This window comes from Limnobacter olei, from assembly GCF_029087225.1.
Classification (GTDB): Bacteria; Pseudomonadota; Gammaproteobacteria; order Burkholderiales; family Burkholderiaceae_B; genus Limnobacter; species Limnobacter olei.
This window is the reverse complement of record NZ_JARFJD010000020.1, coordinates 21,776-45,536: the sequence shown is the minus strand read 5'-3', so window position 1 is coordinate 45,536 and position 23,761 is coordinate 21,776. Positions and strand designations below refer to the sequence as shown.

Genomic DNA, 23,761 nt, shown 5'->3' with positions numbered 1-23,761 from the left:
ACAGAGCGAGAAAGCAATATTGGTGCTTAACTTTTCTTCTGCCCAATTTTGCTTTCTTTACCTGCAATCAAATTGGCAATGTTCTGCTTGTGTCGATAGATGAGCAATGCGGACATAATCGTGATTGCGGCAGCCTGCCCGTTGATACCAAAAAGCAGTACGTTGTAAAACACAGCAAACAGCGCGGCGATCAAGGCTGCCAACGAGGAATAGCGGAAGAAGTAGGCAATTACAATCCAGGTAATGGCGGTGGCCAGGCCCAGTACCCAGTTCAAACCAAGCAGTACGCCCAGGGCGGTGGCAACGCCTTTGCCGCCTTCGAATTTGAAAAAAACAGGATACAAATGGCCGATGAATGCAGCCAGTCCAATCCAGGCAATGTCGGTGCGGCTGTAACCCAATTGGTCTTGAAAATGGAAGGCCAGCGCCACTGCGAGCGTGCCTTTCAAGGCATCACCCAACAAAGTTAGCACGGCTGCTTTTTTGTTGCCGCTTCGCAGTACATTGGTGGCACCAGGATTTTTTGAGCCGTAAGTGCGTGGGTCGGCCAAACCCACGAATTTGGAAACAACCACTGCGAATGAAATGGAACCAATCAAATAGGCGATCAGCAGGCCAGCGGCAAAATTAAGCAAAAGTGTCTCCTTGTGGTTGGGCTTTGGCGTCGATTTTAGCGACTTTTTGATCGTGGGTGGCTTTGATTGAGCAAGGTGTGCAGGTGTTCTTTGGCCACATGGGTGTAAATCTGGGTGGTGCCAATGTCGGCGTGGCCCAGCAACAACTGCACCACACGCAGGTCGGCGCCGTGGTTGATCAAATGCGTGGCAAATGCGTGCCTTAATACATGGGGGCTCACCGTGGTATTGATTCCAGCAATCAAGGCCAGGCGCTTTATGTTTTTCCAGAAGCCTTGCCGTGTCATCGGTGTCCCAAAGTGGGTTACGAATAAAAAGTCGCTGGTTTTCCCCTTCAACAACTCACCACGGGCCTGCTGCAAATACAGCTGAATCGCCAGCCTTGCAGGTTCGCCCATGGGCACCAAGCGTTCTTTCTTGCCTTTGCCCAGCACCTTCACTGCCCCAACATTCAGGTCGATAGCGCGCAAGGGCATGTTCACCAGTTCACTGACCCGCAGGCCGCTGGCGTACATGAATTCAAGCATGGCCTTGTCGCGCTGCCCTGCGGCGTTGCTCAGGTCGGGTGCGGCCAGCAGGTCCAGTACTTGTCTCTCGTTCAGGGTTTTGGGAATGCGCAAGCCGCGTTTGGCACTTTGCAGTTGGGTGCAGGGATTGTCTTCGCGTTGCTTGGTGGTGTTCAGCCACAAATAAAAACGTTTGTAGCTGCTTAGTTTTCTGTTCAGGCTGCTGGGCTTTAATTCCAGCAGGTCGTGTACATGGTTGCGGATGTGTTCACTGCTGGTTTGCATCAGGTTTTCAGCAAACTGTTCATCCAGCCAGTTTCCCAATTGTTGCAAGTCGCTGCGGTAAGCCTGTAGCGTGGCTTTGGCCAATCCTTCTTCAAGCCACAAAGTGGTGCAGAATTCGTCGATGAGATCGGCATTGCTCTTCATTGTGGTGCTGGCAGCATGTGAAAATAAAGGTCATGATACCTTTAGCAGCACCCAGGAGTTTTGTTTTATGTCGATCGCTGATCTTCGAAAAGACTATACCCAAGCCACACTGGACGAAGCCGACGCCCTGGCCAATCCACTCGACTTCTTCAAGCTTTGGTTTGACCAGGCTTTGAATGCGGATTTGCCCGAACCCAATGCCATGACGCTTGCGACAGTCAATGCGAAGGGGCGACCCTCAGCACGGATTGTGTTGATCAAAGGGCTGGATGCGCGCGGCATTACGTTTTTCACCAATTATGAAAGCCGCAAGGGCCAGGAGTTGGCGCAGAACCCGCATGCAGCCATTCTGTTCCACTGGACAGAACTGGAGCGACAGGTGCGAATCGAGGGGCGGGTAGAGAAGTGCAGTCCTGAAGAGTCTGATGCCTATTACCTGTCTCGACCGGCAGGTAGCAGGTTGGGCGCCTGGGCTTCGCCGCAAAGCCAGGTAATCGATTCCCGTGCTGTGCTTGAAGCCAGGGTGCGTCAGGCTCAGGAAGAACAGCGGGGTGACCCGCAAACACGGCCACCATTTTGGGGCGGTTACCGTTTGGTGCCCGATTTTTTTGAATTTTGGCAGGGCCGTCCATCGCGACTTCACGATCGCCTGGCCTACACCTTGCAAGGTGATTCATGGGCAATGTCCCGCCTTGCTCCTTGAGGAATGAGTAAACCTGTTCATGGTCAATAACAAAACCGGCAAAGCCGCCACACCTCCACTGAAAGTACTCTTGGTCGACGAAGAACCAGGCCGCGCTGCCATACTGGAACGCGCCTTGCTTGATGCAGGTTATGTGTTGGTGTCCCGTCTCAGTTCTGCTGATCGTTTGGTTGAGCATGTGGCGGTGTCCCAACCCGACATCGTGATTGTGGACATCGACTCGCCCGATCGCGATTGCCTGGAAAACATGGCCGTGTTGTCGCGTAGCAATCCCAAGCCGGTCATCATGTTTTCGGATGAAGACAACGAAGAGACGATTGCCAGCGCCATCAAGGCTGGCGTGAGTGCCTACGTGGCCGACGGCATGAACCCGGATCGGGTTCGGCCCATTGTGCAGGTGGCGGTGGCGCGTTTTCGTGAGTTTCAGGCGCTAAAAAACGAGTTGCAGAAAACCCGGGATCAACTTGCAGACCGCAAGCTGATTGACAAAGCCAAAGGCCTGTTGATGAAGCACCGCAATTTTAATGAAGACGAGGCCTACCACGCCATGCGCAAGCTTGCCATGGAGCGTAATCAGCGTTTGGTTGACACTGCCCGCAACGTGATTGAGGTGTTTGAAATGTTGGGCGGAGGTGGCTTGTAATGCAACAGGAAATTCGCATCGGCGTGATCGCCTTGACCGATTCTGCGCCGTTTGTGGTGGCCCAGAAAACGGGTTTCTTCGAGGCGGAGAATTTGACTGTAGAACTTGTCAAGCAGGCGTCTTGGGCTACGCTACGCGACAAGCTCGCCTACGGTGAAATTGATGCGGCACACATGCTTTCGCCCATGGCTATCGCTCTTCAGTTGGGCTTGGGTGGTTCTCCCAAAAAAGAAGTATTGGCACCATTGGTGTTGAATCGGAGTGGCAATGCGATTACGGTCAGCAAGGCCTTGGCGGCGTTGATATCCGGGCTGGTCGAGGGTGAAACCCTTGGCTCAGCCTTGCGTGCGGCAAAATCCCGGGGTGAGCGTGTGATGGTATTCGGCACGGTGTTCCCGTTTTCGATGCACACCCTGCAGCTGCGCCGTTGGTTGCGCTTGAACGATGTTGATCCGGATCAGGATGTGCGCTTTGAAGTGGTACCGCCGATCCGCATGGTGGGTTCATTGCAAGCGGGTTTGATTGACGCATTTTGTGTGGGAGAACCCTACAATTCCTTGGCAGTGAATGAGGGTTTGGGCACTATTGTGGCGACATCTAATGGTTTGTGGCCCAAGGCCCCCGAAAAAGTCTTGGGTTGTACCTGTGCATGGGCTCAAGAAAATCCTGAGGCGATGACTGGTTTGACGAATGCTTTGCGTCGCGCCTGTATTTGGCTGGAGGGCGGCATAGAGAATCGCAGCAAGGCTGCCGCTTGGTTGTCTACTTCGGATCATGTGAATTTGCCAGGCTCCGTACTTGAAATGGCTTTGTTGGCAACGATCAAGGGTGGGACCGATCCGTTCATTCAGTTTGACGGCGCTGAGTTGACCGAAGATCAGCGCCCCATGTTTGAATCGCTGGTGGTTGAAACCCATGCCTTGACCAGTTTTCGACCCCTGGACGCCAAACAGTTTGCAAGCGGTCTGAAGCCATTTGGTTTCTAGCCAATTGCATGGCGCCGGTGTCGTGATTACACTTAGTAAGTAATGTTGCTCGAAGTTGGAGTGGAGTATGTGGCGTGCATGGGTCAAAGTTTTGCGGTTTGTACGGATCACCTGTCTGGGCTTTCTGTTGTTTTACTCGAGCGCACAGGCGGCAACCCGCACGGACGTTGACCATGCAATAGTTCAGTTGGGCAAGGCCGTGCCCAATATGAGGCTTCAAGTGGAGCTGACCAAAACCTGGAGCAGGGCCTACGTGTCTGACCGCATCGAGGGCGCGCTGCTTACTATGGATCCCGATTTTCTGAACCGCTTAACGCCGGATGGCGTGTTGTTTGTGATCGCCCATGAGTATGCCCATGTGCACCTGGAGCATCAGAAAAAATTAGGCTTTAAAGCCATGGAACTGGCTGGCCAGCCTACACCTGACATGGCTTTTGATGCGATTGAACGCAACCCGGCCACCATGGAAAAACTGCATGCCATGAACCGTCAGTTTGAACTGGATGCTGACGAGGCTGCCACCAAATGGCTGGCCAGTTTGGGTATTACCGCCTGCACCGAGGATGTGCTTCGAAGCATTGACGGTGCAGACATGATGATGCCAGTGGTGCCCTCGCACCCTGGCTACTACAGCCGTAGGCAGGTGATATGTCGAAATTAGTTTGCCCGTATGAGCAGATCACACCAGATACTTCGCGGGATTCAGGCTCATTGATTTGGCAAGTGATTCGAATCTGGGCTTTTCTGTGGGTCTCACGTAGCTGCTGATCAATCCAGATGTAATTTTCCCGTAATTCCGATCTTCTCGTGCGGCATGCTCGAGCAAGGTCCAAGCGCACAAGTCTTCTTGTCTTTGTGTTAAAAGCCCGGGATTGTTAACCTGATTGTCGATGAGATAGGTGGACAAAGCCCTTCGGGTGTTTACCCTGATTAATGGAATTTCTTGATTAATTGCGTTGCAATGGCAAATGATTTGTAGCGCTTGCTCATTTCTTAGTGTTTCACTCGCGATGGTCAAGGCTGCTTTTTTCGTGGGTCTTGCCTGTTCCTCCAAACCGATTTGGCTAAGGTTCCTTGTCATTGAACTGATTTGGCGTGGCACAACCGTGCTGTTGGAGTTGTTGATTGTCATGGTGATCCATGTTGTGAAATTGAAAGGACCCCTTAGTGATTGTTCAGCCCTTTCAGTTCCCTGGCTCGACAGCTAGTTTAAATCGCTTGTGCCACCCACTCCACCCAATGCCGCACGTCCACGGTGGCATCGCTTTCCAAATGACCCAAGCAACCAATGTTGGCCGATGCAATGGCTTGGGGTTTGCCCGCCATCAAATTGGCCAGTTTGCGTTTCTTCAATTCTTTTGACAGTTCGGGTTGCAATACTGAATAGGTGCCGGCCGAGCCACAGCACAAATGCGAATCTGCCACGGGAGTCAGCTTGAATCCCAAGGTGGTCAACACGTTTTCGATCACACCTTTGATCTGCTGCCCATGTTGCAAGGTGCAAGGCGGGTGAAATGCAATGGTGCCGGGAATGCGTTGCTGCTCAATGGCCGCTTTTACTTTCGTGCCCAAGCGGGCAAGCCCGTCCTCGTTTTGTTGGGTAATGAATTCGCCAATGTCGAGGGTTTTTTCGCTGACCAGTTTGGCTTTGGCCGCGTATTCTGCGTCGTTCTCGAAGTGATGTGCGTACTCGCGAACCGTGACACCACAGCCCGATGCATTCATCACCAAGGCCTCAGCCTCGCCACTTTCAAGCAGCGAATGCCATGCATCAATATTGGTCTTCATTTGAGCAAGGCCGCCTGCATGGTCGTTCAGGTGAAACTTCACTGCACCACAGCAACCTGATTCCTGAATCACCATGCTTTGAATGCCCAGTGCATCGAGAATGACCGATGTTGCAGAGTCAATCGACGGCATCATTGCAGGCTGCACACAGCCTTTCAGCAAAATGACTTTGCGGGTGTGGGCTGTGCTTGCAAATGGCAAAGTGGCGCGCTTGGCAGGTACTTTTTTCTTGATGCTTTCGGGCAGTATGCCGCGCACTGCCTTGCCCATCGCCATCCCGGCTGTGAACATGGGGCGATTGGTCATCAACATTTTCAGGCTTTCACGGGTCAGCTTCTCCGACATCGGGCGTTCTACCCGCTCGTCAACAATCTTGCGACCAATGTCGATCAACTGGCCATATTTCACGCCCGATGGGCAGGTGGTTTCGCAGTTGCGGCAGGTGAGGCAACGGTCCAGGTGCTGCTGGGTTTTGCGGGTCACCTGCTTGCCTTCAAGCACTTGCTTGATCAAATAAATACGACCGCGTGGGCTGTCCAGTTCATCGCCCAGTATTTGGTATGTTGGGCAGGTGGCCGTGCAAAAACCGCAGTGCACACACTTGCGCAAAATGGCGTCGGCAGCCTTGCCATCGGGGGTGTCTTTGATCCAGTCGGCGAGTTGGGTGTCCATGGGCTCTGCTTACAAAATAGGTGACAGGCGGTTGATGCTGAACACACCAGCCGGGTCGAATTGTTCTTTCAGGCGACGCTGTAGTTTCAGCATTACCGCATCGGGTTGCTGGAATGCGTGAACGCGCGCAGCTTCGTTGGCAGTTCGGTACAAAGTGGCATGGCCGCCCACGCGTTTGGCTATTGCGCGAATTTGTTCGGCATTTGCAGCAGAAGAGTCATCTGCACGGAACCAGCGCAAACCACTGCCCCATTCATGCACACTTTGACCATGCATGGCCAAATCTACTGTGGTGGGTGGCACGGCCAAGCGCCACAAATCGCCTTCGCGGCTGAAAAACTCATGTTGCTGGTCGCGTACGCTTGTCCAGAAGGCTTGTGCCTGCTGCACCTCGATTTCCTGCCCACCCATGTTTTTAATGGCTGCCTGCACCGCGGCACTGGCACCACGCAGGCGCACAGTCAGCTTGCCATTCTCAAAGAACGTGGCCGAAATGGGCAAGGGTTTGGACAACCATTCATTGCTTTGCGAAATGGCTTTGTTGACGTCCATCTCGAACTGCAGGGTGGCTTCAGCGGGTGCAACCGGCATGACCTTGATTGACAGTTCAGTGACAATGCCCAGCGTGCCCATGCTGCCGGGAATAACCCGGGATACATCGTAACCGGCCACGTTTTTCATCACCACGCCGCCAAAGTGCAGCAGTTGGCCCTTGCCATCCAAAAGGGTGCAGCCCAGTACGTAATCTTTCACGCCACCACGGCTTAAACGAGCCGGGCCAGCCAGGCCGCTGGCGATGGCGCCGCCAATGGTACCGCCGGCGCTCAACCTAGGTGGCTCAAATGCCAATTCCTGCTTTTGCGCAGCCAGTGCCGCTTCCACTTCAGCCAGCGGCGTGCCTGGTTTTACCGTGATTACCAACTCCGTTGGCTCATACTCCACAATGCCAGCCCATTGGCGCATGTCCACCTCAATGCCTTGCAAGGGGCCACCATAAAAGTTTTTGGTGCCGCCACCCACCGGGCGAATTTGCGTGTTGTTGCGTGCAGCCAGTTCCACCTGCTTACACAGGTCGTCGATAAAGTCGCTCATGGTCTCGTTCTTTTAAAAGCGGGGCAGGTCTGCAAAAGGCACTTGGCCACCATGCACATGCATGCGGCCGTATTCGGCACAGCGGTGCAGGGTTGGAATGGCCTTGCCAGGGTTGAGCAAACCAGGTTCGTCGAAGGCTTTCTTCACTGCGAAAAATGCATCCAGTTCAGCACGTGAAAATTGCACGCACATCTGGTTGATTTTCTCGATGCCCACGCCGTGCTCACCCGTTACGGTGCCGCCCACTTCGACGCACAGTTCCAGAATTTCGGCGCCGAAATCTTCGGCGCGTTTAATTTCCTCGGGCTTGTTGGCATCAAATAGTATCAGGGGGTGCAAATTGCCGTCGCCTGCATGAAACACGTTGGCGCAGCGCATGTCGTATTTCTTTTCCATCTCGGTGATGGCGTTGAGTACACGGGCCAGGCTTCTGCGGGGAATGGTACCGTCCATGCAATAATAATCGGGTGACACGCGGCCAGCAGCAGGAAATGCATTCTTGCGCCCCGCCCAAAACTTCAGGCGCTCAGCTTCGCTTTGCGACACCTTGATGGCGGTGGCACCGCAGCCGTTCAGCACGCGGGTCATTTCCGCGATTTCTTCGGCCACCTCTTCCGGGGTGCCATCGCTTTCAAGCAGCAAAATGGCTTCGGCTTCAGTGTCGTAACCAGCTTTCACGAAAGGCTCAACCATTTGGCTGGCGCGCTTGTCCATCATTTCAAGGCCAGCGGGAATAATGCCGGCAGCAATCACGGCAGCCACGGCATTGCCTGCGTTGGCTACATCGTCGAAGCTGGCCATAATGACCTGTGCCAGTGCGGGTTTGGGCACCAGTTTTACGGTGACTTCAGTAACCACAGCCAGCATGCCTTCAGAGCCAATCACCAAATTCATCAATTCAAGGCCGGGAGCATCGGGTGCTTCAGAACCGAATTCGACGATTTCGCCCTCAATGGTGATGGCGCGCACCTTTAACACGTTGTGCACGGTAAGGCCGTACTTCAGGCAATGCACGCCACCACTATTTTCGGCCACATTGCCGCCAATGGTGCAGGCAATTTGGCTGGAGGGGTCGGGTGCGTAATAAAGCTGGTGTTGGGCCACTGCCTCGGAAATAGCCAGGTTGCGAACACCAGGCTGCACCACAGCGCTGCGCGATTGCACATCCACTTTCAGGATTTTGTTGAACTTGGCCATGCCCAGAAGTATGCCGTGCTTGTGGGGCTGTGCACCGCCAGACAAACCAGTGCCCGCACCACGAGCAACCACCGGAGCATTCAGACGATTGGCCAGTTTCAGGATTTGAACGACTTGATCTTCTGTTTCCGGCAAGGCCACCACCATGGGCAGCTGGCGAAACAGGCTCAGGCCATCGCATTCATAGGGTTTGGTGTCTTCAACTTCGTGCAAAACAGCGTGTGCAGGCAGAATCTGGTTCAGTCCGGCGATTACCTCTGCGCGCTGGGCGGCATTCAGTACAAAGTCTTCGGTGGGCGCATTCATAGGGGGTACCTCTTTGACAGCTTTAAAGAATACCTTTTTCAGAACCCCTATGGTAATTGGTGCTTGCCCGAGTTTCTAGGCACTCAGCTTTGCGGCTTTGTTAAAACACCTTTGTTTGGAATACGATTTACCCTGGAAAATTACATGTTCATCGGTGCCCAAGGTCAAACCAAGTTGTGCCCAATAGTTGGGGTTGGATGGTTCCTCGCGCAAGCGGTGGAGCGCGGTGTCTATTGGATTAACGAGAATATTGCTCACGGTAACAGGTGCCCGGCACATCATGCATCGCGGGTCTATGCCCTGTGCAATCGCCTGATTGGCCAATTTGCGTGCGCAATTTGTGCACGCTGTGTGCTGGTTGTTGCAAAGTTCAATTTCTGGATTGTTCTGTGGGGACGGTATTTCGTAGCAAATGGGGCATTCAGCTGCATTTATCATGGGTGCTGCAAGAGGCGAAGCGGTAAACACAGTCAGTGGCATTTGCTGTCGATGGGTTCAATTTATATTTCCATCGGGGTGGCCAGTTCGCACCTGGGGCGAGTGCGCATGCCGTAATCCCGCGCATCCAGCAGTGCTGGGTTCTTGGCCAGTTGCATGGCACCTGCAAACGCAATCATGGCGCCATTGTCGGTGCACAGGCTCAACTCGGGAAAGTAGACTTCCACACCACGTTTGCGCGCCGCTTTCACCAATTGTTCTCTTAGCAATTTATTCGCACCCACGCCACCAGCCACAACCAAACGCTTGTGATCTTGCTGCAGGCAAGCTGCCAAGGCTTTCTTCACCAGGGTTTCCACAATGGCCGCTTGAAAACTGGCCGCGAGGTCAGTTTTGTCTGTGTCGCTGATCGCCATGGTTTCATTAGGTTGACTGACCCCGGCCAGTTTCATGGCGGTGGTCAGTACTGCGGTTTTAAGGCCTGAAAAACTGAACATGAAATCGCCACTGTGCAGCATGGGCCGGGGCAGTTTGAAGCGTTCCGCATTTCCGCTTTCTGCCAGTCTTGATAACGCCGGGCCACCTGGGTAAGGCAGGCCGATCATTTTTGCGGTTTTGTCAAACGCTTCGCCAGCTGCATCGTCCAGCGTTTCACCCAGCAGGGTGTAACGTCCCAGGCCTTCCACACCCATCAGCTGCGTGTGCCCGCCACTAACTAACAGCGCGGTGAAAGGAAAAGCAGGTGGGTTCGAAGAAAGCAAAGGTGATAGCAAGTGCCCTTCCAGGTGGTGCACAGGAATAACAGGCAAGTTCAAACCCATCGCCAGGCTGTAGGCAAAGGCGCAACCCGCCATCAGCGCGCCTGGCAAACCGGGGCCTGTGGTCACGGCAATCGCATCAACATCCTGTAAGGCAATGCCGGCTTGTTCAAAGGTTTCATTCATCAGCGGGATCAGGCGGCGAATGTGGTCGCGTGAAGCCAGTTCGGGCACCACGCCGCCGTAGTCCTTGTGCATTGCAATTTGAGAATACAGCGCTTGCCCAAGAATGCGGCCATCGGTGGTGCACAGTGCTACGCCAGTTTCGTCACAGGAGCTTTCAAAACCAAGCACAATTTTTTGAGAATTTGCAGCAGAAGTCACTTCAGGCGGCCAAAATGGAGTCAACACCTTATTTTAGCGTGGCTTCGATAAGCAATTGAATCTGAAAGGGTTCAAGTGCAAGTAATAGTCGAAACATTACAAATCGGAGACATTTCATGTTGATCGGCGTCACCAGACTGTTGGGACCCCTGCTGTTGGTAGTTGGGCTTGCGGGTTGCCTGTCGGAAACTGACCAGGCAAGGGTTGGCAATACAGGCTCAAACGGCAGTAGTGGCGTCAGCCCTTCTGAAACTGAAATGCCGTTGCGGGTTAAAAACCAGCAAACTGCCACAGGCCATGCCGCACGTGTTGAGCAGGTAGTTATCCCAGCATTTGACGGCACAGATTTGGCGTTGACTGTCTATTTTCCTGAGTTGGATGCGGGCGAGGCTACGCCCCTGTTGTTGCACTCCCACGGCTTTGGCGGCAACCGCGCTGCAACGCTTGATTTCGATGAGGCCCAACAAACCTCCGAAATTGGTGTGGATACCATGCAGGTGGCCTACAACGAAAAGGAACCGATTGCCGGGCGCGCAGGCTGGTACGTGATTTCCTATGATCAGCGTGGTCATGGCGACACCGGTGGCAATGTCACTATTCTTGATCCTGATTTTGAGGGCAAAGACTTCAAAACCATTCTGGATTGGGCCGAGGCCAATTTGCCCAACCTGGGTTACCGCAACAAGGCTGGGACGTTGAACCCGGTGGTGGGCACCATTGGTCGCAGTTATGGCGGTGCTTTTCAACTGATTGGCAGCGGGCTTGATCCCAGAATTGATGCCATGGTGCCCAACGGCACCTGGTACGACTTGCGCTACAGCCTAAACCCCGGCGGTGTACCCAAAACGACTTACCTGAACGGTTTGGTGGCTGGTGGTTTGGAAAGTAACCGTGGACGCTACGATCCTTTCCTGTTTGAAGGTTTGGCGCAGGCCAACACCACCGGTGTGGTGTCTGAGGAAATCGCAAAGCGATTGGGCTCGCAAGGCTCAATTTCGTACTGTGACTTGTCTGCAAACTTGCCCAGAGGCATGACCTTGAAAACGGATGTGCCTGCCTTTTTTATTCAAGGCGCCACCGATGTGTTGTTTAACCTGAATGAAGCAATTCAAAACTTTGAGTGTTACCGCAAGGTGAATGCCAATGCGAAATTGTTGTTCGTCAAATATGGGCACCTGCTCAATGCTTTGGGCGTGCAGCAAGACCCCAACGTGGCGCTGGAAGGTACAGGCGCCAAATACGCCTTCAATGAAAGTCTGATCTGGCTTAAAACTGTACGGAATAGCTGCCCAAGTGCCAATTGGGATGCTGAAACAGGCCGTTGCGTCATTCCACTGAAAAATATGATGTTCCAGTTCCTGGCCCAGCATTTGGTGGGCGGCAGGCAAGCCAGGTCTGCGGATTATCTGGGGTTCGACCCAGTGCCCTTGCCCGAAATTGCTTCAGTTCTTGAAGACAGCAGAAATGACCCCACCGCGGTTGAAGTGAAGTCCAATTCATCCAACCGCCCAACACTGGAGGGTGTACGTGCAGCCTCGGCGTTTACTGCACCCACGCAAGTGGCGGCGGGCGTGGCAGGTCTGTTTTCTGGTTTAACGTCAACACAGGCGGCGCAGTTGGCTCAACCTGTGTATGTTGAATTGAACAATGCGAACTTGCCCGGTTGTTTCGTGGGTACGCCTAAAGCCACTGTGAAAATAGAGCCAGTTGGCCCAGCGTCGCCGGAGGCGCCCATTGTGTACGTGGGGTTGGGTTTGAAGCGCGCCAATGGTACCCAAACCGTGTTGCATGATCAAATTACGCCGTTGAAAGGCTATGGCGAGAAGGCAATCGAGTTGCCGGGTATCTCGGTTCAATTGTCGGAAGGCGATTCGCTCACCTTGACCATTCAGGGTTACAACCCAGTTTTTGTCAGTAGTTTCAACCGCTTGCCCGTGCCTGTTACAGTCAGTGCCAGCGTGGCCTTACCCAATAAAGTTCAAGACCCAACCGGTTTTTGTACGCTGTAACAAACCAGCGCACTGTTCTACACAGAATGGTGCGCTGCACTAGTTGGGTGCCAGCCCTCCCGTTCAATACTTCCCCATTTCACCAGAATCAGCCTCTTTGTGGTGCAAAACTACACTGAATCGGCTGGCACGCCCCTTGCATTGATAGGGGCGTAGGTCGTCAACGGCGGCGATCTGCAGGTGGATTGACAGGTCTCCCACGGTTACGAAAGTGGCCACGGGAGTTGGACAACGGCGTCCGTGCTGCTTCGTGCAGCCGGGGGCCGTTTTTTTTTGGGTAAATTGGGATAAAGAGTATGCTGATGTCCGTCAAAAAACAGAAGCTGGTGGTAATTGGTAACGGCATGGCCGGTATCCGGGTGGTTGAAGAGCTGATCAAGCTTGCCCCCGAATTGTATGAAATCACCGTGTTTGGCGCAGAGCCGCATCCCAATTACAACCGGATCATGCTTTCGCCGGTGCTGGCTGGAGAGCAGAAGTTCGAAGAAATCGTGCTCAATGATTGGGACTGGTACACCAGCAACAACATCACCCTGCACGTGGGCCGAGAGGTCACCGAGATCGATCGAGTGAAACGCGTGGTGAAATGTGCAGACGGCACTGCCGCGCCATACGACCGCTTGCTGTTGGCCACCGGTTCCAATTCCTTCATTTTGCCAGTGCCAGGTTCAACCTTGCCCGGCGTGATCGGTTACCGCGACATTGCAGACACCGAAGCAATGCTGGAAGCCGCCAAGCATTACAAAAAAGCAATCGTGATTGGCGGTGGGCTATTGGGCCTTGAAGCCGCAAACGGTTTGGCTATTCAGGGCATGGATGTGAGCGTGGTACATTTGCCCACTTGGTTAATGGAACGTCAGCTTGACCCCACCGCAGCCGGCCTGTTGCAGAAAAGCCTGGAAGCCAAAGGGCTGAAGTTTTTACTCGCGAAAAACACCAAGGCGTTGCATGCCGGGCCCGATGGCCGTGTTGCAAAAATTGAATTTGTCGATGGTGAAATTCACGACGCGGATTTGGTCGTGATGGCGGTGGGTATTCGTCCGAACGACAAGCTGGCTGCCAGCAGCGGCCTGCTGTGCAACCGCGGTGTGGTGGTTAGCGACACCCTGCAAACCATCACCGACCCCAAAATTTATTCTGTGGGCGAATGTGCAAGCCATCGCGGTGTGGCCTATGGATTGGTCGCCCCTCTGTTTGAACAGGCCAAGGTGTGTGCCAACCACCTGGCGCAGTTCGGCATTGGGCGCTATGAAGGCTCGGTGACCTCCACCAAACTAAAAGTAACCGGAGTTGATTTGTTCTCCGCTGGCAACTTCATGGGCGGCGAGGGCTGCGAGGAATTGCTGCTTTCCGACCCCATTGGTGGCGTTTATAAAAAGCTGGTGATCAAGGAAGACAAGCTGGTTGGCGCCTGCCTGTACGGTGACACCGTGGATGGTTCCTGGTACTTCAAGCTAATGCGCGAAGGCAAAGCCATCAAGGAAATTCGTGACAAGCTGATGTTCGGCCAGAACAACATTGGCGACGCAGGGCATGAAGGCCAAAGCCAGGCCAGCAAAATGGCCGATACCGATGAAGTGTGCGGTTGCAACGGTGTGTGCAAGGGCACCATTGTTCAGGCGATTAAAACCAAAGGTTTGTTCACGATTGAAGAAGTGCGCAAGCACACCAAGGCCAGCGCAAGTTGCGGTTCATGCACAGGTTTGTGTGAACAGATTTTGATGAGCACCGCAGGCGCCGACTATTCCGCTACTCCGAAAACAAAACCCATGTGTGGCTGTACAGACCATGGCCACCAAGTGGTTCGCGATGCAATTTTCAAGCACCACTTAACCACCAAGGAAGAAGTGTTCGCGGCTATGAACTGGCGCACGCCCAACGGCTGTGCAAGCTGCCGCCCAGCTGTGAATTACTATCTCATCAGCTCCTGGCCCGGTGAGGCAGTGGACGATCCACAAAGCCGCTTCATCAATGAACGCGCACACGCCAACATTCAGAAAGACAAAACCTATTCCGTAGTGCCACGCATGTGGGGTGGTGAAACAACCGCTGCTGAGCTGCGCCGCATTGCTGATGTGGTCGACAAGTACAACATTCCCACTGTGAAGGTAACCGGTGGCCAGCGCATCGATTTGTTGGGCGTGAAGAAAGAAGATTTGCAAGATGTTTGGAAAGACCTGGACATGCCTAGTGGGCATGCTTATGCCAAAGGTTTGCGCACGGTGAAAACCTGTGTGGGCAGCGAATGGTGCCGCTTTGGCACGCAAGACAGCACGCAAATGGGCAAGGACCTTGAACGCGGTTTGTTCAAAATGTATGCACCTCACAAAGTAAAACTGGCTGTGTCAGGGTGCCCCCGCAATTGTGCTGAAAGCGGTATTAAAGATGTCGGCGTGATCGGTGTGGATTCCGGTTGGGAAATTTATGTGGGTGGTAACGGTGGCATTAAAACCGAAGTGGCTCAATTCCTGTGTCGCGTTAAAACTTCCGATGAAGTGATGGCAGTGAGTGGCGCATTCCTGCAGCTGTACCGCAAAGAAGGCTGGTACCTGGAGCGCACGGTGCATTATCTTGAGCGCGTGGGTCTTGAGCACGCCAAGGCCCGCGTGGTCGATGATGTCGCCAATCGCAACGCCTTGTGGGCCGAACTGCAAGCAGCACTGGCTATTGAAGAAGACCCATGGCACAAGCCCAAGGAAGCGCAGGTTGATTTGCGCCAGTTCATTCCAATCAAGCTGGCGGAGGTGGTCTAATGTCGGCATCATTGTTGAAGGAAAAGAAGGAAATTCAAATGGAATGGATTGATATTTGCGCGGTGGAAGACATCCCCGTATTGGGATCACGCATTGTGCGCCGCCCCACAGGGCAAGACATCGCGGTTTTTCGCAACAGTGAAGAACAGGTGTTTGCTTTGCTGGATGAATGCCCGCACAAAAAAGGCCCCTTGAGCCAGGGCATCGTGCACGGCACCACGGTCACCTGTCCCTTGCACAACTGGCAAATTGGTTTGGCCGATGGTTGCGCACGTGAACCCGACGAAGGTTGCACTGCCAAGTTTACAGTGCAGGTGGTCGATGGCCGCGTGCACTTGAAAGCCAGCGAAGTGAAAAACCACGGCATTTAATTAACGCACTTGAGTTTCGGAAAACCATTCCAATGAGCGAATTGCTGCAAGCCATTCAAAACACCAAAACAACCTGCCCGTATTGTGGCGTGGGGTGTGGTGTGGTGGTGCGCACGCAAGGCGGAAAAATTATTGATGTGAAGGGCGACGAAACACACCCGGCCAACCTGGGCAAGCTGTGCAGCAAAGGCAGCAAGCTGGCAGAAACCGCCACGGTGAATGTATACGGGCAAGTGCGTGCAAGCCAGCCGCTGTTGCGCATTCAGCGCGACCAACAAGTGGCGCCCACCGACTGGAACACCGCACTTGATTTCACCGCGCGTGAATTTGCTAGGTTGATTGCTACGTATGGGCCAGACAGCGTCGGCTTTTACATCAGTGGCCAATTGCTGACCGAAGACTATTACGTGTTCAACAAACTCGCCAAGGGTTTGATTGGCACCAACAACATCGACACCAATTCGCGCTTGTGCATGAGCAGCGCAGTAAGTGGTTACAAACGCACGCTGGGTGCTGATGCGCCACCCTGCAATTACGATGATTTGGCCCTGGCCGATTGCGTGTTTATCGCCGGTTCCAATATGGCGTATGCGCACCCAGTGGCTTACCGCAGGCTTGAAGCTGCGCGCGCTGCCAAGCCCGGTCACAAACTGATTGTGGTGGACCCCCGCGCAACCGACACCGCGCTAATGGCTGATTTGCATTTGAAAATTCAGCCCGGCACCGATGTGATGTTGTTCAACGCCATGTTGCACGTGATGATGCAAAACGGTTGGCTTGACATGGCCTACATCAACAAACACACAGAAGGCTTCGACGCAGTGGCCAAAGGCTTGGTCGATTACACGCCCAAGCTGGCAGCCAGTGTGTGCGGAGTTCCGGAAGGCGACATTGTGACTGCCGCCACCTGGTTCGCCCAAAGCAACAGGACACTCTCCCTGTATTGCCAAGGGTTGAACCAGGCCACCACCGGAACTGACAAAAACACATCGCTGATCGCATTGCACCTGGCCACAGGGCAAATCGGCAAAGAAGGTTCAGGCCCGTTTTCGCTGACTGGCCAGCCCAATGCCATGGGCGGTCGTGAAGTGGGTGGCTTGTCCACCTTGCTGCCCGCGCACCGCGAATTGAACAACCCTGCCCATGTTGCAGAGGTGGCGAAGTTCTGGGGTGTCAAGAAAATCAGTGCCACACCGGGTGCCAGTGCAGTTGAAATGTTTGATCAACTGGAACAAGGCAAAATAAAAGCCGTGTGGGTGGCCTGCACGAACCCTGCGCATTCATTGCCCAATTCCCAGAAAGTGGCGCGTGCCTTGCAAAATGCAGAGTTGGTGGTGGTGCAAGATGCTTACCTGACACCTGCTACCGTGCAGTATGCCGACGTGCTGTTGCCCGCAACCACATGGGGTGAAAAAGAAGGCACGGTCACCAACAGCGAAAGGCGTATCAGCCGCGTGCGGCCCGCAATGCCTGCCTATGCGGATTCAAAAAACGATTGGCAAATTGTGGTGGAATTTGCAAAGCGACTCGAAGTGGAGTTGGAAAAGCTGGGCGTTGAAAGCCCGCGCATCAATAGCGGCCCACAGGCTTTCATGCCCTACAGCAACACCGAAGAAATTTTCAACGAGCATCGCGAAACCACGCGGGGCCGTGATCTGGATATTACCGGTTTAAGTTATGCGGTGTTGGAGACAAAAGGCCCGCAGCAGTGGCCCATGCCTGAAGGCGTTGCTGAAGGCAAAGCCCGCCTGTACGAAGATGGGGTCTACCCCACAGCAACAGGCAAGGCCAAATTTGTGTTTGCAAATTATGAACCTGTGGCCGAAGAGGCCGATGCACGCTTTCCATGGCGCTTGAACACGGGGCGCTTGCGCGACCAGTGGCATGGTGCAAGCCGCACGGGCACACTGGCTGAGTTTTTTTCACATGAAGCGGAGCCGGTCATCGCGCTGCACCCAGCCGATTTCAAGCGCTTGAACTTGAAGCCAAACAGCTGGGTTTCCGTGAAGTCGCGCCGCGCCACGATTACCTTGCGTGCCAAGGAAGATGAATCAGTTGCGCGCAACCAGGCTGTGTTGCCCATGCATTGGGGGCCAGAATTTTTCGGTGGCAAATCGGGTGTGGGTGGCGTGAATGCGCTCACCATTGAAGCCTTCGACCCGTATTCCAAGCAACCTGAACTCAAACATTCTGCAGTGAACATTCAGCGCGTGCATTTGCCCTGGCAAGTGGTGGTGTTTGTGTACAGCGAACACTGGCTTAGCCTGTGGCAGAAGGCCCGCGCCTTGTATCCGGAGTTTGATGCAGCAGTGTGTGTGCCTGTGGGCCGGGAACAAACCGGCGTGTTGTTTCGCGCAGCCAGTGCACAGGCACCTGCCAAGGAAGTGATTGATCGCCTGCAATCTTTGTTTGAATGCGAGGGCGGCGATGTCATGGTGTATTCCGACCCGAAAACCGACGCACGCCGCCGCATTGGTGTGAAAGTTCAAACCTCGCCACAAGGCCAAACCGCTACGCTGAATAAGGTGTTCCTTGCTGGCAATATTGAATCCGAAGGCTGGTTGCGTAATTATTTCGACCAGCAGCTTGATGTCATGCCTTTGCGCAGCTTTCTGCTCGCACCCGAAAGCCAGCCTCCCGGTGTACAAACCGAGGCAGTGCGTATGGTGTGCAACTGCGTGGGTGTGTCTGAACAGGCCATACAGGCGGGCATTGCAATTGCCTGTGCAAAAAGTCCCGGTTCAAACCTGTGTGCCGACGAAAACCAACTGCTCAGTGGTTTGCAAGGCAGCCTGAAATGCGGCACTCAATGTGGTTCGTGCGTGCCTGAAATTCGCAAACTGATTCGCGCACAGGCCAGCCTTGCTACAATGGCGTCTTAAGTATTTTTCAAGACCCTATGTCCAACTCCGCTCAAGCCGACAAGTTTTGTTGTGCCCCCTTCATCAAAGAAATTGGTCGCGGGAAGGATGGCGCTCGTGGCTTGCCCCGCGAGCAAGCGAAAACCCTGTTTTCAGCCATTTTGCGCGGTGAGGTGTCGGATTTTGAACTGGGCGCAGTTCTCATTGCATTGCGGGTCAAAGGCGAAAGCCACGACGAGTTGATTGGTTTTTTGCAAGCCATTGCTGAGCACTGGCCTGACGAAAGTCATTCGCCTCATTTTCACACCCTGCAGGCGCTTAACGCACAATCCCGGGCCGAGGGCAAACCGGTCATTGTGATCCCAAGTTACAACGGGGCGCGGCGCAAACCCAACTTCACTCCCTTGCTGGCAGGCCTTTTGGCGCAGCGCGGCTTCCCTGTACTCGTACATGGTTTGCAAAGCGATTTCACCGGGCGCGTAACCAGTGCGCAAGTGTTTGCCCATTTAAACTGGAATGCCGTCCACATGCCCTACACCGCACCCGTGTACATGCCCATGGCACAAATTTACCCGCGTATTGAAGCCTTGTTGCAAACCCGCAAGGTACTGGGTGTGCGCAGTTGCACACACACTTTGGTCAAATTGATGGTGCCAAGCGCATTCAATAATGCGCTTCTGGTGACCAGTTACACCCATCCAGAGTTCTGGAATTTGCAACGCGAGGTGTTGTGCGCAACAGGCCACACTGCGCTGGTGTTGCGCGGACATGAAGGCGAACCAGTGGCAGCCCCTTACCGCAGCCCCCGAATGGATGGAGTGAAGGCTGGCGGAACCTGGTGCATTTCAGAGCCTGAAAACCTGTTTACCGAGCAGCCCGATCCACACCCCGATATTGACGCAGAATCAACTGCACGTTTAATTGAAATGTGGTTGAACAATCCGCAGGAAATGCCGCATGGATTTGCGCGTCAGCTGGATGCGATTGAGGCTGTTCACCAAGCACCAAACCAAGCAATAAGCCATGCAGCAGTTTGATGTCATTGTGATCGGTGCCGGCGCTGCGGGCCTAATGTGCGCTGCGCAGGCCGGGCAGGGCGGTTTGCGGGTCGCATTGCTGGACCACAGTGAAAAACTGGCTGAAAAAATTCGGATCAGTGGCGGTGGCCGTTGCAATTTCACCAATGTGAAGGTGTCTGAGGACAATTTCATATCTGAAAACCCAAGGTTTGCGCGCGCCGCCCTGGCGCGGTACACACCAGCCAATTTCATTGCGTTGGTGAAGCAATACAACATACCGTTTCATGAAAAACACAAAGGCCAGTTGTTTTGCGACCGCAAAAGCGACGACATCATCGATATGCTTGCAGCCGAATGCAATGCAGGCAAAGTGAAGTGGTTTCGCCCTCACAGCGTGAATGCAGTGGAACATGATGGTAGCCAGTTCAGGTTAAGCACTACAGCGGGTGTCTTACAGGCCCGCAATGTGGTTGTGGCCAGTGGGGGCTTGCCAGTGCCCAAAATTGGCGCCACCGATTTTGGTTTGAAGCTGGCCAAGCAGTTTGGCCACACACTGGTCGATCAGCGACCTGCACTGGTTCCGCTCACTTTTGATTCTGGCATGTGGGAGCCCTTTGTAGGGTTGGCTGGTGTGGCGCTGCCAGTGTATAGCCGCGGAAGCGATTCCAATGCCCCCTGGTTTGATGAAGACTTGTTGTTTACCCACCGGGGCTTAAGCGGCCCGGCGGTATTGCAGGCCTCGACTTACTGGAACCCCGGCAAGCCAATTACGCTTAACCTCTCTGGCAGGGAAACCGACGCAACGGCGCTACAAACCGATTTGCTACAGGCCACGCTGGGTGCAAAAGCCAACGCTGAGAACTGGTTTGCTGCGCAAGTGCCGCACTGGCCCAAGCGTTTGGTGCAAGCCTGGCTGAACAAACCCGAATTGCAGTCGCTTGCCGGCCGCAAAGTGGCGGAGTTGGGGAAAAAACAACTTGGGCCTTTGGCGCAGCGAATTGCAGCCTGGCAGTTGGTGCCCAGTGGCACAGAAGGCTATAAAAAAGCCGAGGTAATGCGGGGTGGGGTCAACACTTCTGATTTGCAGCCCAAAACACTCGAATCGCGCAAAATTCCAGGCCTGTACTTTATTGGCGAGGTGGTGGATGTAACCGGCTGGTTGGGTGGCTACAACTTCCAGTGGGCTTGGGCCAGTGGCTACACTGCGGCCCATGCAATATTGGACCAAAAATAGTTGAAAACCCTTGAGAAAGCCGGCTTTTGCATGGTACTATCTTGGTCTTTGCCAGATTCTTGGCGGTAACTCTTTGCTCTAGCGCATTGGGTTTTGCATAAAAAAACATGTGAAATCAATGGGTTAAAGATCAGAAAAGAGCTGAAAAACAACTTACGAACACCCGATTGGAGCCATATGCCAAACGTTCGCGTTAAAGAAAACGAGCCATTTGAAGTTGCCCTGCGTCGCTTCAAGCGCACTATCGAAAAAACAGGTCTGTTGACTGAACTGCGTTCACGCGAGTTCTATGAAAAGCCAACCGCTGAGCGTAAGCGCCTGAAAGCTGCTGCCGTAAAGCGCCACTACAAGCGCCTGCGCAGCCAAATGTTGCCCAAGAAAATGTATTGATTCGTTTGGTATGTCACTGAAAGCGCAAATTCTTGAAGACATCAAGCAGGCCATGAAGGCCCGTGAGCAAGCGAAGCTCACAACGCTTCGAATGCTCTCAGCGGCAATCAAACAAAAAGAGGTCGACGAACGCGTCGAACTCGACGATGGGGCGGTTCTCGCCATCATCGAAAAGCAAATCAAGCAACGAAACGAAGCCGCCATCCAGTTTGAGCAGGGTGGTCGGCCAGAGTCAGCCGAGGTTGAAAAAGCCGAAGCTGCCGTTTTGGCGTCTTACCTACCCGCACAATTGTCCGAAGCAGAAGTTGTCGCCGAAATCCAGGCTATTGTTCAGGCAGTGGGCGCAACTGGCCCGCAAGACATGGGTAAAGTCATGGGCGCAGTGAAAACCAAGTTGGCTGGAAAAGCCGACATGAGCAAAGTATCTGGGCTGGTTAAGGCTGCTTTGACCAAATAAGCAGGCCCATCCCAAACCAACTACGCGTTTCCTCCCCTTTGGGTTTGTTATTCTAGAAGTCGGGCCTTCGGCTCTGATTTTTCTGCATGTGAATTAACCCAAACTGCATGATTCCTCAAAGCTTTATTGATGACTTACTCTACCGCCTCGACATTGCCGATGTGGTGGGGCGTTATGTGCAATTAAAGGCGGCCGGGGCAAACTTGCAGGGCTTGTGCCCGTTTCACAACGAAAAATCCCCGTCGTTCACAGTCAGTCCGTCCAAACAGTTTTATCACTGCTTTGGCTGCGGTGCGCACGGCAATGCGGTGGGGTTTGTCATGGAACACCTTGGGCTTACGTTTCCAGAGGCTGTTGAGAACTTAGCCGGCAATTTGGGCATTGATGTACCGTATGAAAAAGGCATGGATGTGCCTGCCGAAGTGCGTTCTGAGCGGGAAGAGCTGGTTGAGTTGTTGACACGTGCCGCCAACTATTACAAGGCGCAACTGAAGAAAAGCCCGGTTGCGATTGATTACCTGAAGAATCGCGGATTGACGGGGCAGGTGGCTGCCCGTTATGGCATGGGCTATGCGCCCGATGCATATCAAAACCTGGAGGCTGTCGTTGAGAATTACGCCAGCAATACCCAGCTTGACCTGGCCGGGCTCACCAAGATTAGCGACAGCAACCGCCGATACGACGCCTTTCGTGGCCGCATCATGTTCCCGATTCGCAATGCCAAGGGGCAGGTGATTGGTTTTGGTGGCCGAGTGCTGGGCGATGAAAAACCCAAATACTTGAATAGCCCTGAAACGCCGGTCTTCTCTAAAGGTCATGAGGTGTACGGCTTGTTTGAGGCGCGCCAGGCAATTCACAAAATGGGTTATGCCTTGGTCACCGAAGGTTATATGGATGTGGTGGCTTTGGCGCAATGGGGTTTTGAGAATGCAGTGGCCACGCTGGGTACAGCGGTAACGCCTGATCATGTATTGAAATTATTCAAACAAACCGACCGGCTGGTTTTTGCCTTTGATGGCGATGGGGCTGGTCAAAAGGCGGCCTGGCGAGCCTTGCAGGCTTGTTTGCCACACGTCAGCGAGAACAAGCGGGCAGATTTCATTTTTCTGCCAGCCGAGCATGATCCTGACTCTTTTATTCGAACTGAAGGGCCAGATGGTTTCGAGGCCATGGTGGCTCAGGCCGCCTCCTTGTCTGAATTTTTGGCGCGCTACCTGGAGCGCAACTACCCCTTGCAGCAAATTGAAGGCAGCGCGGCTGCCATTTCATTCTTGAAGCCTTTGATTGTGCAAATGCAGCCCACTGTTTACAGGTCGTCGTTGTTGCGCGCGCTCGCCAACTTGCTGGGTGCCACACCCATGGAGCTTAGCCGCCACTTGGGTTTGAAAAGCCGAGAGGGCGGAGGTGATTACTTTTCACCGAAAAACAAGGGGCAGTTTCAGGGTGGGCAGCAAAATGGGCAACTGAGCGGGCAGCAGGGCAAATTTTCCGGCAAGAAGTTCGGTAAACGGTTTGGAAAGTTCGACGACGAGCCATTGCAAAACAATTGGGGCCCCAGACCCACAGCAAAATCGCCGTTATTAAGCCTTGCTGCGCGAGTTATTCGCGCACCCCAGCTTGTGGAGTTGTGTAATTCATTGCTTGAGCTGTACGAGCGAGAGCAAGACCCCGCAGCCGAGGTGCACAGTTTTGTTCATTTGCTTGAAAAAGTCAGAAACGACCCCAACTTGCTTGAAGCGCGGCTTCAACATGCCTTTAATGACGAAGTGCATCAAAATTGGGTTAACTCGGTTCTGAAAGAAGCGCGCAGTTTGGATGATTCCCTCGATTTTGAAACCGAGTTGCGTTCTGGCGTGTATCAATGTAGCGAGCTGTGGTTTAAGGCCGAGCTGGAGCGACTAACCGCCGAGATACCCACTCAGGGGGAGCAACTCCGTTGGTATCACGAATGCATGCAACGCTTCCAAGAATTAAAACAAAAGCGAGTTAATCAGTTATAATTAAGGGTTACGGTGCAGCTTTTGCATCTTTTTGTAGTGCGTATTTGCGCACTAAGTGGCTGTTATTGAGTTGTTCAGGGAATGAATGTTCAAAATACTCAACATTTTTTCAAAAACACAGGAACAGAAA

Annotated in this window: 21 protein-coding genes; 13 read left to right on the top strand and 8 right to left on the bottom strand. The window is 53.6% G+C overall.

All coding sequences use genetic code 11. The features are described 5' to 3' along the window. Window positions 1-26: 26 nt before the first annotated feature. On the bottom strand, window positions 27-635 hold the full coding sequence (plsY, locus tag PY990_RS12675; RefSeq protein WP_105027207.1) for a glycerol-3-phosphate 1-O-acyltransferase PlsY: 609 nt from the start codon (window positions 633-635) through the stop codon (window positions 27-29). A 35-nt stretch (window positions 636-670) separates the two neighbouring features. After that, the gene (gene xerD, locus PY990_RS12670; RefSeq protein ID WP_275271902.1) at window positions 671-1,570 is read right to left on the bottom strand and encodes a site-specific tyrosine recombinase XerD; all 900 of its coding nucleotides are present in this window, start codon (window positions 1,568-1,570) and stop codon (window positions 671-673) included. Between the two features lie 67 nt (window positions 1,571-1,637). Here xerD and pdxH point away from each other — a divergent pair, with 67 nt between their 5' ends. The 4 genes from pdxH to PY990_RS12650 all read left to right on the top strand — a co-directional run bounded on the left by pdxH (window position 1,638) and on the right by PY990_RS12650 (window position 4,563). Beyond that, complete coding sequence (gene pdxH / locus PY990_RS12665) at window positions 1,638-2,273, top strand: pyridoxamine 5'-phosphate oxidase (protein ID WP_275271901.1); 636 nt, start codon at window positions 1,638-1,640, stop codon at window positions 2,271-2,273. Between the two features lie 19 nt (window positions 2,274-2,292). Then, the gene (locus tag PY990_RS12660; protein ID WP_275271900.1) at window positions 2,293-2,916 is read left to right on the top strand and encodes an ANTAR domain-containing response regulator; all 624 of its coding nucleotides are present in this window, start codon (window positions 2,293-2,295) and stop codon (window positions 2,914-2,916) included. Beyond that, a complete protein-coding gene (locus PY990_RS12655; protein ID WP_275271899.1) occupies window positions 2,916-3,902 on the top strand; it encodes a CmpA/NrtA family ABC transporter substrate-binding protein in 987 nt (328 codons plus the stop codon). Before PY990_RS12660 ends, PY990_RS12655 begins: the two co-directional genes overlap by 1 nt. 67 nt (window positions 3,903-3,969) lie before the next feature. Beyond that, window positions 3,970-4,563, top strand: coding sequence for a M48 family metalloprotease (locus PY990_RS12650; RefSeq protein ID WP_275271898.1), 594 nt, complete (start codon window positions 3,970-3,972; stop codon window positions 4,561-4,563). A gap of 18 nt (window positions 4,564-4,581) precedes the next feature. Here PY990_RS12650 and PY990_RS12645 read toward each other — a convergent pair whose 3' ends face one another. The 6 genes from PY990_RS12645 to tsaD all read right to left on the bottom strand — a co-directional run bounded on the left by PY990_RS12645 (window position 4,582) and on the right by tsaD (window position 10,561). Further along, window positions 4,582-5,034 carry a hypothetical protein gene (locus tag PY990_RS12645; RefSeq protein WP_275271897.1) on the bottom strand — a complete coding sequence of 151 codons (453 nt, stop codon included), beginning with the start codon at window positions 5,032-5,034 and terminating at the stop codon, window positions 4,582-4,584. A 77-nt stretch (window positions 5,035-5,111) separates the two neighbouring features. After that, window positions 5,112-6,362: a glycolate oxidase subunit GlcF gene (glcF, locus tag PY990_RS12640; RefSeq protein WP_275271896.1), complete on the bottom strand. Its 1,251-nt coding sequence runs from the start codon at window positions 6,360-6,362 to the stop codon at window positions 5,112-5,114. 9 nt (window positions 6,363-6,371) lie between these two features. Further along, a complete protein-coding gene (gene glcE, locus PY990_RS12635) occupies window positions 6,372-7,454 on the bottom strand; it encodes a glycolate oxidase subunit GlcE (protein WP_275271895.1) in 1,083 nt (360 codons plus the stop codon). A gap of 12 nt (window positions 7,455-7,466) precedes the next feature. After that, complete coding sequence (locus PY990_RS12630) at window positions 7,467-8,957, bottom strand: FAD-linked oxidase C-terminal domain-containing protein (RefSeq protein WP_275271894.1); 1,491 nt, start codon at window positions 8,955-8,957, stop codon at window positions 7,467-7,469. A 75-nt stretch (window positions 8,958-9,032) separates the two neighbouring features. After that, complete coding sequence (locus PY990_RS12625; protein WP_275271893.1) at window positions 9,033-9,395, bottom strand: RING finger protein; 363 nt, start codon at window positions 9,393-9,395, stop codon at window positions 9,033-9,035. Window positions 9,396-9,457: 62 nt separating this feature from the next. Then, a complete protein-coding gene (gene tsaD, locus PY990_RS12620) occupies window positions 9,458-10,561 on the bottom strand; it encodes a tRNA (adenosine(37)-N6)-threonylcarbamoyltransferase complex transferase subunit TsaD (protein ID WP_275271945.1) in 1,104 nt (367 codons plus the stop codon). Between the two features lie 92 nt (window positions 10,562-10,653). Here tsaD and PY990_RS12615 point away from each other — a divergent pair, with 92 nt between their 5' ends. The 9 genes from PY990_RS12615 to dnaG all read left to right on the top strand — a co-directional run bounded on the left by PY990_RS12615 (window position 10,654) and on the right by dnaG (window position 23,631). Continuing rightward, window positions 10,654-12,546 carry an alpha/beta hydrolase gene (locus PY990_RS12615; RefSeq protein WP_275271892.1) on the top strand — a complete coding sequence of 631 codons (1,893 nt, stop codon included), beginning with the start codon at window positions 10,654-10,656 and terminating at the stop codon, window positions 12,544-12,546. A gap of 296 nt (window positions 12,547-12,842) precedes the next feature. Then, window positions 12,843-15,299 carry a nitrite reductase large subunit NirB gene (gene nirB, locus PY990_RS12610; RefSeq protein WP_275271891.1) on the top strand — a complete coding sequence of 819 codons (2,457 nt, stop codon included), beginning with the start codon at window positions 12,843-12,845 and terminating at the stop codon, window positions 15,297-15,299. Further along, complete coding sequence (gene nirD / locus PY990_RS12605) at window positions 15,299-15,670, top strand: nitrite reductase small subunit NirD (protein WP_343075078.1); 372 nt, start codon at window positions 15,299-15,301, stop codon at window positions 15,668-15,670. The genes nirB and nirD overlap by 1 nt, the downstream gene beginning before the upstream one ends. Before the next feature lie 32 nt (window positions 15,671-15,702). Continuing rightward, on the top strand, window positions 15,703-18,552 hold the full coding sequence (locus tag PY990_RS12600; RefSeq protein WP_275271890.1) for a nitrate reductase: 2,850 nt from the start codon (window positions 15,703-15,705) through the stop codon (window positions 18,550-18,552). A 17-nt stretch (window positions 18,553-18,569) separates the two neighbouring features. Further along, window positions 18,570-19,568 carry a DNA-binding protein YbiB gene (gene ybiB / locus PY990_RS12595; protein WP_275271889.1) on the top strand — a complete coding sequence of 333 codons (999 nt, stop codon included), beginning with the start codon at window positions 18,570-18,572 and terminating at the stop codon, window positions 19,566-19,568. Continuing rightward, entirely contained in the window at window positions 19,555-20,784 is a 1,230-nt protein-coding gene (locus PY990_RS12590; RefSeq protein ID WP_275271888.1) for a BaiN/RdsA family NAD(P)/FAD-dependent oxidoreductase, read from the top strand. Before ybiB ends, PY990_RS12590 begins: the two co-directional genes overlap by 14 nt. A 177-nt stretch (window positions 20,785-20,961) precedes the next feature. Further along, on the top strand, window positions 20,962-21,174 hold the full coding sequence (gene rpsU / locus PY990_RS12585; protein ID WP_105027193.1) for a 30S ribosomal protein S21: 213 nt from the start codon (window positions 20,962-20,964) through the stop codon (window positions 21,172-21,174). A gap of 10 nt (window positions 21,175-21,184) precedes the next feature. Continuing rightward, window positions 21,185-21,631, top strand: coding sequence for a GatB/YqeY domain-containing protein (locus PY990_RS12580; protein ID WP_275271887.1), 447 nt, complete (start codon window positions 21,185-21,187; stop codon window positions 21,629-21,631). 107 nt (window positions 21,632-21,738) lie between these two features. Next, complete coding sequence (gene dnaG / locus PY990_RS12575) at window positions 21,739-23,631, top strand: DNA primase (RefSeq protein ID WP_275271886.1); 1,893 nt, start codon at window positions 21,739-21,741, stop codon at window positions 23,629-23,631. Window positions 23,632-23,761: the final 130 nt, after the last annotated feature.